Origin of the sequence: Streptomyces pseudogriseolus (genome assembly GCA_002154585.1) — a bacterium.
Taxonomy (GTDB): domain Bacteria; phylum Actinomycetota; class Actinomycetes; order Streptomycetales; family Streptomycetaceae; genus Streptomyces; species Streptomyces pseudogriseolus.
Genome location: MUNG01000149.1, coordinates 1 through 10192, shown reverse-complemented (window position 1 = coordinate 10192; position 10192 = coordinate 1). Strand labels below are relative to the sequence as shown.

At 71.1% G+C, this 10192-nt stretch carries 11 protein-coding genes; 2 read left to right on the top strand and 9 right to left on the bottom strand.

Annotated features, from left to right (window positions below):
- On the top strand, positions 1 to 479 hold a 479-nt coding region (locus tag CCN29_RS15205; RefSeq protein WP_086682442.1), incomplete at its 5' end, for an HAD family acid phosphatase.
- Positions 480 to 554: 75 nt separating this feature from the next.
- Here the strand turns inward: CCN29_RS15205 and CCN29_RS15200 are convergent.
- Positions 555 to 3080: an ATP-dependent Clp protease ATP-binding subunit gene (locus CCN29_RS15200; RefSeq protein ID WP_006129603.1), complete on the bottom strand. Its 2526-nt coding sequence runs from the start codon at positions 3078 to 3080 to the stop codon at positions 555 to 557.
- A 432-nt stretch (positions 3081 to 3512) separates the two neighbouring features.
- Between CCN29_RS15200 and CCN29_RS15190 the strand changes: the two genes are divergently transcribed.
- Positions 3513 to 4235, top strand: a complete 723-nt coding sequence (locus tag CCN29_RS15190) for an SCO3374 family protein (protein WP_006129604.1) — start codon at positions 3513 to 3515, stop codon at positions 4233 to 4235.
- Here the strand turns inward: CCN29_RS15190 and CCN29_RS15185 are convergent.
- From CCN29_RS15185 to CCN29_RS15150, 8 genes are all read right to left on the bottom strand, one after another.
- Entirely contained in the window at positions 4214 to 4549 is a 336-nt protein-coding gene (locus tag CCN29_RS15185) for a histone-like nucleoid-structuring protein Lsr2 (RefSeq protein ID WP_006129605.1), read from the bottom strand. The two genes, CCN29_RS15190 and CCN29_RS15185, sit on opposite strands and share 22 nt — an antisense overlap.
- 211 nt (positions 4550 to 4760) lie before the next feature.
- Complete coding sequence (locus tag CCN29_RS15180; protein ID WP_006129606.1) at positions 4761 to 5294, bottom strand: amino-acid N-acetyltransferase; 534 nt, start codon at positions 5292 to 5294, stop codon at positions 4761 to 4763.
- A gap of 9 nt (positions 5295 to 5303) precedes the next feature.
- Positions 5304 to 5711: a BlaI/MecI/CopY family transcriptional regulator gene (locus tag CCN29_RS15175; RefSeq protein ID WP_031020124.1), complete on the bottom strand. Its 408-nt coding sequence runs from the start codon at positions 5709 to 5711 to the stop codon at positions 5304 to 5306.
- A gap of 161 nt (positions 5712 to 5872) precedes the next feature.
- Positions 5873 to 6046, bottom strand: a complete 174-nt coding sequence (locus CCN29_RS15170) for a hypothetical protein (protein ID WP_006129608.1) — start codon at positions 6044 to 6046, stop codon at positions 5873 to 5875.
- 26 nt (positions 6047 to 6072) lie between these two features.
- Complete coding sequence (locus tag CCN29_RS15165; RefSeq protein ID WP_031020121.1) at positions 6073 to 6669, bottom strand: hypothetical protein; 597 nt, start codon at positions 6667 to 6669, stop codon at positions 6073 to 6075.
- Between the two features lie 212 nt (positions 6670 to 6881).
- On the bottom strand, positions 6882 to 7679 hold the full coding sequence (locus CCN29_RS15160; protein ID WP_006129610.1) for a type III pantothenate kinase: 798 nt from the start codon (positions 7677 to 7679) through the stop codon (positions 6882 to 6884).
- Positions 7680 to 7687: 8 nt separating this feature from the next.
- On the bottom strand, positions 7688 to 8668 hold the full coding sequence (gene nadC, locus CCN29_RS15155) for a carboxylating nicotinate-nucleotide diphosphorylase (protein WP_031062669.1): 981 nt from the start codon (positions 8666 to 8668) through the stop codon (positions 7688 to 7690).
- A 5-nt stretch (positions 8669 to 8673) separates the two neighbouring features.
- Positions 8674 to 10192: L-aspartate oxidase (locus CCN29_RS15150; RefSeq protein WP_442538382.1), on the bottom strand; the 1519-nt coding region annotated here is incomplete at its 5' end.

Here is a 10192-nt window from a genome sequence, read left to right as displayed (position 1 = left end):
CCTGGCAGCGCGACTGCCAGGCCGTCATGGACCAGGCCCTGCCCTATGTGCGGCAGCGCATCGCGGACGCCCGGCCGGGCGAGAAGCAGGCGATCGTCCTCGACATCGACAACACCGCCCTGGAGACCGACTTCGGCTTCTCCTTCCCGCAGCCCGCCAACGACCCGGTCCTTCAGGTCGCACGGTACGCCGAGGAACGCGGCGTCGACCTGTTCTTCGTCACGGCCCGCCCCGGCATCATCGAGGCGCCCACAGAGTGGAACCTCGACCACGCCGGCTACGAGTCCTCCGGCCTGTACGTCCGCGGCTTCCTGGACCTCTTCAGGAATGTCGCCGAGTACAAGACCGCCCAGCGCGTCGACATCGAGCGCAAGGGCTACACGATCATCGCCAACATCGGCAACAGCGCCACCGACCTCTCCGGCGGCCACGCCGAGCGCACCTTCAAGCTCCCGGACTACGACGGCCAGCTGTCCTGACCGCCCCCGGGCACACGAAAAGGGCCGGCACCCTCGCGGGTGCCGGCCCCTTTCACAGGCCGTGAGGCAGGGCGCTTACGCGTCCTTGCTCAGGTTCGGACCGGCGCCGCCGGCCGCCTGCTCGATCGGCGGGACGTCGGGCAGGGCCGACTTCTCCTCGCCGCGGAAGGTGAAGGTCTGGCTCTCGCCCTCGCCCTCGGTGTCCACGACGACGATGTGACCGGGACGCAGCTCGCCGAAGAGGATCTTCTCCGACAGCGAGTCCTCGATCTCCCGCTGGATGGTCCGGCGCAGCGGCCGGGCGCCCAGCACGGGGTCGTAGCCCTTCTTGGACAGCAGCTCCTTGGCGGACTGGGAGAGCTCGATGCCCATGTCCCGGTCCTTCAGGCGCTCGTCCACCTTGCCGATCATCAGGTCGACGATCCGCAGGATGTCGCCCTGGGTCAGCTGCGGGAAGACCACCACGTCGTCGACGCGGTTGAGGAACTCGGGCCGGAAGTGCTGCTTGAGCTCGTCCGAGACCTTGTTCTTCATGCGCTCGTAGTTGGTCTTCGTGTCGCCCGCGGCGGCGAAGCCCAGGTTGAAGCCCTTGGAGATGTCCCGGGTGCCGAGGTTGGTCGTCATGATGATGACCGTGTTCTTGAAGTCCACGACCCGGCCCTGGGAGTCGGTCAGGCGACCGTCCTCCAGAATCTGCAGCAGCGAGTTGAAGATGTCCGGGTGGGCCTTCTCGACCTCGTCGAACAGGACGACCGAGAACGGCTTGCGGCGCACCTTCTCCGTCAGCTGGCCGCCCTCCTCGTAGCCCACGTAACCGGGGGGCGAACCGAAGAGACGCGACACCGTGTGCTTCTCGCTGAACTCCGACATGTCGAGGGAGATCAGCGCGTCCTCGTCGCCGAAGAGGAACTCCGCGAGCGCCTTGGACAGCTCGGTCTTACCGACACCGGACGGGCCGGCGAAGATGAACGAGCCACCCGGACGCTTCGGGTCCTTCAGACCGGCGCGCGTACGGCGGATCGCCTTGGACAGCGCCTTCACGGCGTCGTCCTGGCCGATGACCCGCTTGTGCAGCTCCTCCTCCATGCGGAGCAGGCGGCTGGACTCCTCCTCGGTCAGCTTGAAGACCGGGATGCCGGTGGCGGTCGCGAGGACCTCGGCGATCAGCTCGCCGTCGACCTCGGCGACGACGTCCATGTCGCCGGCCTTCCACTCCTTCTCGCGCTTCGCCTTGGCGGCCAGGAGCTGCTTCTCCTTGTCGCGCAGCGAGGCGGCCTTCTCGAAGTCCTGCGAGTCGATCGCGGACTCCTTGTCGCGGCGGACGCCGGCGATCTTCTCGTCGAACTCGCGCAGGTCCGGCGGCGCGGTCATCCGGCGGATGCGCATCCGGGAGCCGGCCTCGTCGATCAGGTCGATCGCCTTGTCCGGCAGGAAGCGGTCCGAGATGTAGCGGTCGGCCAGGGTGGCGGCCTGGACCAGCGCCTCGTCCGTGATGGAGACGCGGTGGTGCGCCTCGTAGCGGTCGCGCAGGCCCTTGAGGATCTCGATCGTGTGCGGCAGGGACGGCTCGGCGACCTGGATGGGCTGGAAGCGGCGCTCGAGGGCCGCGTCCTTCTCCAGGTGCTTGCGGTACTCGTCCAGCGTGGTCGCACCGATGGTCTGGAGCTCGCCGCGGGCCAGCATCGGCTTGAGGATGCTCGCCGCGTCGATCGCGCCCTCGGCGGCGCCCGCACCGACCAGCGTGTGCAGCTCGTCGATGAACAGGATGATGTCGCCGCGGGTGCGGATCTCCTTGAGCACCTTCTTCAGGCGCTCCTCGAAGTCACCGCGGTAGCGGGAGCCGGCCACCAGGGCGCCGAGGTCCAGGGTGTAGAGGTGCTTGTCCTTGAGGGTCTCGGGCACCTCGCCCTTGACGATGGCCTGGGCGAGGCCCTCGACGACGGCGGTCTTGCCGACGCCGGGCTCACCGATCAGCACCGGGTTGTTCTTGGTACGGCGGGACAGCACCTGCATGACCCGCTCGATCTCCTTCTCGCGCCCGATGACCGGGTCGAGCTTGGACTCACGAGCGGCCTGGGTGAGGTTCCGGCCGAACTGGTCGAGGACCAGGGACGTGGAAGGCGTGCCCTCCGCAGGACCGCCGGCGGTGGCGGTCTCCTTGCCCTGGTAACCGGAGAGCAGCTGGATCACCTGCTGCCGCACGCGGTTCAGATCAGCGCCCAGCTTGACCAGGACCTGGGCGGCGACGCCCTCGCCCTCACGGATCAGGCCGAGCAGGATGTGCTCCGTGCCGATGTAGTTGTGGCCCAGCTGAAGGGCCTCGCGGAGCGACAGCTCCAGGACCTTCTTGGCACGGGGGGTGAAGGGGATGTGACCCGACGGGGCCTGCTGGCCCTGCCCGATGATCTCCTCCACCTGCTGGCGGACCGCCTCGAGCGAAATCCCGAGGCTCTCAAGGGCCTTGGCGGCGACACCCTCACCCTCGTGGATCAGGCCCAGGAGGATGTGCTCGGTGCCGATGTAGTTGTGGTTGAGCATCCGGGCTTCTTCCTGAGCCAGGACGACAACCCGCCGCGCGCGGTCGGTGAACCTCTCGAACATCGTTAATCGCTCCTCAGAGCGGTCAGGCAGTGGGGGGAACTTCCCCTCCCTGTCCTTCCGCAGCTTAGTCCCGCAAGCGGGGACCGCTCATTCCAACTGCCGACACCGTCGATGGCCTCCTGACCCCGCTCACGCCGACATCTGCTCCAACCCGATGGTGCGAGACGATGTTCCCGCAGGCCAGGCAGTTACCCCCTTCGCCAGTACGCCCGTGGCGAACGGGAGCCGTTCCGCCCTGCGTGTCGCCCCCTCCCACTAGGGATGTCTTACCCGCTGCTACTGACAGTCCATGCCGAGTGCACGGGTTCCCTCCGCTACGGGCGAACAACCTTGCGCCCTCCGGCACCCCCGCGCGCCCCCGTGTTCGACACTCTGCGCGCACGATCAGACACCCAGCGTAACCCCGATTGTCCGGCGTGCGTTGCCCCGGGCATGGCCGGTACCCGCTCCGCCGCCCTCCCGTCGCCCCGCCGGCCGGACGCGTCCGCCCGCGAGGGGGGCGAGGGGCGTCACGGCGACCGGACGCGCCTCTGGTACGAGAACGTCCTGGGATGGCCCACGGTGCCCGGCGTTCCGCCGCGGCTGGTGGTGGGCGTGCGCTTCGACGTCCTGGATGTGCCCGCGGAGGCGGGGCACGCGGCGCTGGAGCGGCTGGGCGGGGCCGCGACGGGCTTCCCGGTGGCCCTCCAGAGGGGCCGGATGCGGCTGCTGGTCGCCGCGGGCGGCGCGGACGAGCTGCCGGGCCTGCTGGAGTGGCTGGAGTGGGGCGGTCTCGGGCTCGACCTGTGGGCGCTCGGCGAGGGCTGCCGCATGGACGCCCCCGCACCGTGGACCGGAGGGACGGCCGCCGGGGCCGGCCTGCCGCGCGGGCGCCCGGACGCCGGGCGGCCCGGCGAGGAGGGCCCGCACGGTCGTGACGGTTCGCAGGGGGCCGCCGTATGGCTGCGGCCCCCCGAGCCGGGTCGCGAGGCGGAGACCTCGCTGCCGACGCTGTCGGCGATGGGCACGAGAAGCCCGCGAGGGGACGGTGACGGCCCCCCGGACCTCGTGCGACTGGTCAACACCCTGGCGACGCAGATCCACCGCGTGCGCCTGCGGCGCTCCGGTGCGGGCGCCGCCGTGCACGGCCTGGATCAGCCGTTCGCCTTCTCGTAGGCCTCGCGGATGGACGCGGGGACGCGGCCGCGGTCGTTCACCTCGTAACCGTTCTCCTTGGCCCAGGCGCGGATGGCCGCGGTGTCCTGGCTGCCGCCCGAGGAGGAACGCGTCTTTCCGCGCCCGCCCGAGGAACGGCCCCCGGTACGACGACCGCCCTTCACGTAAGGCTCGAGAAGGTCGCGGAGCTTCTCCGCGTTGGCGGTGGTGAGGTCGATCTCGTAGGTCTTGCCGTCCAACGCGAACGTCACGGTCTCGTCCGCCTCGCCGCCGTCGAGGTCGTCGACAAGAAGGACCTGAACCTTCTGTGCCACCGGATTTCCTTTCATCGATAACTTGTGGGCCGGGGTGAGCCGGCGTCCGCCGTATCGCCGCCCCTTGTTATATGCAGTACTGCAGTACCTCGGAAAGCAAACCGCTTTTGCCGTAAAAACACAAACCCCCGGCGAAGGGCAGGGGGGCGCGCGCACCCCGGAAACATGCGCGTTTCGGACATAGGGCCCCGCATAGGGGTCCTGACACAGATCACAGATGCAGAAGCATCCGGCTGTTGCCCAAGGTGTTCGGTTTCACGCGTTCGAGACCCAGGAACTCCGCGACACCCTCGTCATAGGAGCGCAGCAACTCCGCGTACACATCGCGGTCGACGGGCGTCTCACCGATCTCCACGAAGCCGTGCTTGGCGAAGAAGTCCACTTCGAAGGTCAGGCAGAATACGCGCCGAACACCGAGCCAGCGGGCCGTCTGCAGCAACTTCTCCAGCACGCGGTGGCCCACGCCGGCCCCCTTCAGGCCCGGCTTCACGGCGAGAGTGCGCACTTCCGCGAGGTCTTCCCACATCACGTGCAGGGCGCCGCAGCCGACGACCTCCGCGTTGTCGTCCCGTTCCGCCACCCAGAACTCCTGGATGTCCTCGTAAAGCGTCACCGTGGCTTTGTCGAGCAGGATGCCCTCGCGGACGTAGACGTCGAGCAGGCGGCGTACGGCCGGCACATCGCTGGTGCGGGCCCGCCGCACGGTGAGGGCATTCGCGGTGACTTCGGGGCTGTCTGCTGACATGGACGGACGCTATCGCCCGCCGGGCTCGTCGCGAGAGGCGGGGTTCTCGTCCTCGGCGGAGCCCGTGTTGCCGGTGTCGCCGCCGGCGGTTTGCGGCAGCTGGACGATGCGCACGGCGTCCTGGAGAGCCTGCCGCTGTTCCTCGCTCATCATGCCGAAGAACGCGACGAGAGCCGCGGCGGCGTTGTCACTCCGCGACCACGCCTCGTTCATGAGGGCGGCGGCGTAGGCGGCGCGGGTGGAGACGGCCTCATATCGATAGGCGCGCCCTTCGGACTCGCGTCGCACCCAGCCCTTCTGATGGAGATTGTCCAAAACGGTCATCACCGTGGTGTACGCGATGGACCGTTCCTTCTGGAGATCTTCCAGGACTTCCCGAACGGTCACCGGCCGGTTCCACTTCCAGACCCGCGTCATGACCGCGTCTTCGAGTTCTCCCAATGGGCGAGGCACAACTCAGAACAATAGTGGGAGATCCCGGCAATGGCGTGCCGGACGTGCGCGATACCCGGCGAAGCATGACAAAAGGGGCGTACGACCGCGGGTCGTACGCCCCTGAGGGGCCGGGGTGGTCCCGGTCAGGCGTCGGTCTTGCCGGCGGGCGCGCCGTCCGCCCGGGCGAGGGCCGCGTCGACGGCGGCGTCCTCCTTGGTCTTGTTGGCGCCGCCCTGCGTCTTCACGATGACGCGGATCACGCCGATGAAGAAGACGGCCATGACGACCGGGGGCAGGAGCGCGGAGACGTAGTCCATGCGTCCAGGGTAGCCAGCCGGACGGGTCAGCCGGCGGCCAGGTGCTGGTCCGGCGGGGGCGTCGCGGGTTTGCGCCGGGGGAAGACCTCGCCGGGCGTGGGCACGGGCCGCCGGGCCGGACGGGGGGTGCCCGGCGCGGGGCTCGGTCCCGGGTTCGGCGCGGAGGGCCGCTCCTCGGGCTTCTCCTCCCCCTCCTCCCGCTCCCGCTCCTGCTCCTGGCCCGCCGCGGACAGGCCCCCGGGCAGGGCGGTCAGGCGGACGCGCTCGCAGTGCCGCAGCAGGGCGGCGGCGGTGGGGTTGCCGCGCAGGGCGCGCAGGGCGGCCAGATCGTCCGGCTGGGGCCGGTATCCGGCGCCCAGCGCCTCCTCGAGCAGCGCGAGATAGCCGGCGGCGGTGCCGGGGAGGGCGGCGCGGTAGCGGCCGAGATCGGCCACCAGGAAGGCGCGCAGCCGGGCGCTCTCGCGCGTCGCCTCGTCGAGGGACGCGGCGAGGCGCAGGCAGTCCTGGACGTCGTCGGCCGTGACCGGGCTGGGGTGCAGGGCGAGGGCGAGGGCGCGGCGGAGCACACGCAGCTCCTCCGCACCGAACGCCAGGCCGCCGCGGGATCCGTAGGGCGTGGGCATGCGCCGACGATACGCGCTAATCAGACAAACACGGCATACAGGACAGGGTGTGGCGCACCCCAACACCCACCTGGCCGCGAACGCGCCCTGGCGAACACGACGGGCAACTGCAACACCCTCAAGGGGCGCGGGGAACTGCGCAAACGGTGGCGAGACCCGGGTCACTGCCCGGCCCAGGCCCCCTGTCCACACCCGCCCGGGGGGAGACCCCCTCACATACGCGACACGTTCCGCTCATACACCAGCCGAAGCCCGATCAACGTCAGCCACGGCTCATGCTCGTCGATCACCGCCGCCTCCCCCAACACCATCGGCGCCAGCCCTCCCGTCGCGATGACGGTCACGTCGTCAGGATCCTCCGCCAGCTCCCGCGCCATGCGGTTGACGACCCCGTCGACCTGCCCGGCGAACCCGTACACGATCCCCGACTGCATCGCCGCCACCGTGTTCTTGCCGATCACCGTGCGCGGCCGGGCCACCTCGATCTTGCGCAGCTGGGCCGCCTTGACCCCGAGCGCCTCCACCGAGATCTCGATGCCGGGCGCGATGACCCCGCCGACGTACTCCCCGCGCGCGGAGACCGCGTCGAACGTCGTCGCCGTGCCGAAGTCGACGACGATCGCCGGCCCGCCGTACAGCTCGTTGGCGGCGACCGCGTTGATGATGCGGTCGGCGCCGACCTCCTTGGGGTTGTCGAACTGGATCGGCACGCCCGTCTTCACGCCCGGCTCCACGAGCACCGCGGGGACGTCGCCGTAGTAGCGGCGGGTGACCTCGCGGAGTTCGTGCAGCACGGAGGGGACGGTGGCGCAGATGGCAATACCGTCGATGCCGTCGCCCAGCTCCTCGCCCAGCAGCGGGTGCGTGCCCATCAGGCCCTGGAGGAGCACGGCCAGCTCGTCCGCCGTGCGTCGCGCGTCCGTGGAGATGCGCCAGTGCTCGACGATCTCGTCGCCGTCGAACAGCCCGAGGACGGTGTGCGTGTTGCCCACGTCGATGGTCAGCAGCATGGCCCGTCCTACTCCGCGGCGCGCAGGTCGAGGCCGATGTCGAGGATCGGCGAGGAGTGGGTCAGGGCGCCCACCGCGAGGTAGTCGACGCCCGTGTCGGCGTACGCCTTCGCGCCCGCCAGGGTGAGGCGGCCGGAAGCCTCCAGCGCGGCGCGGCCGTCGACGAGGGCGACGGCCTCCTCGCACTCGCCGGGCGTGAAGTTGTCCAGCAGGATCAGGTCGGCGCCCGCGTCCAGCACCTCGCGAAGCTGGTGCAGGGTGTCGACCTCCACCTCGATCGGGACGTCGGGGAAGCGCTCGCGGACGGCCTTGAAGGCCTGCGCGACGCCGCCGGCGGCCACCACGTGGTTGTCCTTGACCAGCGCCGCGTCCGAGAGGGACATGCGGTGGTTGACGCCGCCGCCGCAGCGCACGGCGAACTTCTCCAGGCTGCGCAGCCCCGGCGTGGTCTTGCGCGTGTCGCGCACCTTCGTCCTCGTGCCCTCCAGCGCGTCCGCCCACGCGCGCGTGGCCGTCGCGATGCCGGAGAGCCGGCACAGCAGGTTCAGGGCGCTGCGCTCGGCGGTGAGGAGGTCGCGGGTGCGGGTGGTGACCGACAGCAGCACCTGGCCGGCCGTCACCCGGTCGCCGTCCTCCACGTGCCGCTCGACCTCGAACTCATCGGTGCACACGATCGACAGGACCGCCTCGGCGACCCGCAGGCCGGCCACCGTGCCCGCCTCGCGGGCGGTGAAGTCGGCGGTGGCGACGGCGTCCTCGGGGATGGTCGCGACCGTGGTCACATCCACGCCGTGGGCGAGGTCCTCCTGGAGGGCCACGTTGGCGATGTCCTCGACCTCGACGGGGTCGAGCCCCGCGTCGGCCAGGAGCTGGGCGAGCGCGGGGTCGAGCCCGCACTCCAGATAGGCGTCCTCCTCGCCGGCGCCGCAGGCACAGCCGTCGCCGCAGCCGCCGGAGGAGGAGACGAGGGGAAGGTCGGGGGTGGTCACTGCTGTCACTGCTCCTGGGCCTGGGGGAGGGTCGGGGGGAAGTCTGTGGTGTCGGTGGTGCGCACCGCCAGCGATCGGTCGGGATTCAGCCGTACGACGATGTGGCGGCGCCACGCCGTGTCGTCGCGCTCGGGACGGTCCTCGCGCCAGTGGCAGCCGCGGGTCTCCTCGCGCTGCCGAGCCGCGGCCACCAGGACACGGGCGACGCACAGCAGGTTGGTGGCCTCCCAGGTGTCGACGCCCGGCTCGGCGGTCTTGCCGTTCTCGTCGAGGGCGTCGCGCGCGTCGGCGTGCAGCCGGTGCAGGCGGTCGGCGGCCTCGGCCAGGGACGCCTCGGAGCGCAGCACGCCCGCGCCGCGGGTCATGATCCGCTGGACGGCGAAGCGCGCCTCCGGCGGGAGCAGCGGGTGCGCGGGGCGCTGCGAGGTGGGCAGCGGCTGTGGCACGCGCGCGTGGAGGCCGGTGCGGACGATGTCGGCGGCGATGCGCTCGGCGTAGACGAGGCCTTCGAGAAGCGAGTTGGACGCGAGCCGGTTGGCGCCGTGCACGCCGGTGCAGGCGACCTCGCCGCACGCGTACAGGCCGGGCACCGTGGTGCGGCCGTGGGAGTCGGTGCGGACGCCGCCGGAGGCGTAGTGCGCGGCGGGGGCGACGGGGACGGGCTCGGTGACCGGGTCGATGCCGTGGGCGCGGCAGGCGGCCAGGATCGTCGGGAAGCGGTGCTCCCACATCTCGGCGCCGAAGTGCCGGGCGTCGAGGTACATGTGCTCGGTGTCGTTCTCCCGCATGCGGCGCATGATGCCCTTAGCGACGATGTCGCGCGGGGCCAGCTCGGCCAGCTCGTGCTGCCCGAGCATGAAGCGCACGCCGTCGGCGTCCACCAGGTGGGCGCCCTCGCCGCGCACCGCCTCGGAGACCAGCGGCTGCTGGCCCTCCGCGTCCGCGCCGAGGAACAGCACCGTGGGGTGGAACTGGACGAACTCCAGGTCGCTCACCTCGGCGCCCGCGCGCAGCGCGAGGGCGACGCCGTCGCCGGTGGAGACGGCCGGGTTGGTGGTCGCGGAGAACACCTGGCCCATGCCGCCGGTGGCGAGGACCACGGCGGGCGCGTGCACCGCGCCCACGCCGTCGTGCTGGCCCTCGCCCATGACATGCAGGGTGACGCCGGCGGTGCGGCCCTCGGCGTCGGTGAGCAGGTCGAGGACGAGCGCGTTCTCGACGGTGCGCAGCCCGCGGGCGCGGACCGCCTCGACCAGGGCGCGGGAGATCTCCGCGCCGGTGGCGTCGCCGCCCGCGTGGGCGATGCGGCGGCGGTGGTGGCCGCCCTCGCGGGTGAGTTCCAGGTCGCCGTCGGTGGACGCGTCGAACCGCGCGCCGGTCGCGATGAGCCGCCGTACGGCGTCGGGGCCCTCGGCGAGGGCGACACCCCCGAGCAGCACCTCGACGACACCCTGGTCGCCGGCGCGGGCCTGTGCGACGAGGAGGCGGTGCGCATCCTGGTCACCGAGGGCCCCGACGCCGTAC

Coding starts and splice junctions, on each gene's coding strand:
- CCN29_RS15200 (WP_006129603.1), bottom strand. CDS start 3,080: ATGTTCGAGAGGTTCACCGACCGCGCGCGGCGGGTTGTCGTCCTGGCT.
- CCN29_RS15190 (WP_006129604.1), top strand. CDS start 3,513: ATGGCCGGTACCCGCTCCGCCGCCCTCCCGTCGCCCCGCCGGCCGGAC.
- CCN29_RS15180 (WP_006129606.1), bottom strand. CDS start 5,294: ATGTCAGCAGACAGCCCCGAAGTCACCGCGAATGCCCTCACCGTGCGG.
- CCN29_RS15175 (WP_031020124.1), bottom strand. CDS start 5,711: ATGACGCGGGTCTGGAAGTGGAACCGGCCGGTGACCGTTCGGGAAGTC.
- CCN29_RS15170 (WP_006129608.1), bottom strand. CDS start 6,046: ATGGACTACGTCTCCGCGCTCCTGCCCCCGGTCGTCATGGCCGTCTTC.
- CCN29_RS15165 (WP_031020121.1), bottom strand. CDS start 6,669: ATGCCCACGCCCTACGGATCCCGCGGCGGCCTGGCGTTCGGTGCGGAG.
- CCN29_RS15160 (WP_006129610.1), bottom strand. CDS start 7,679: ATGCTGCTGACCATCGACGTGGGCAACACGCACACCGTCCTCGGGCTG.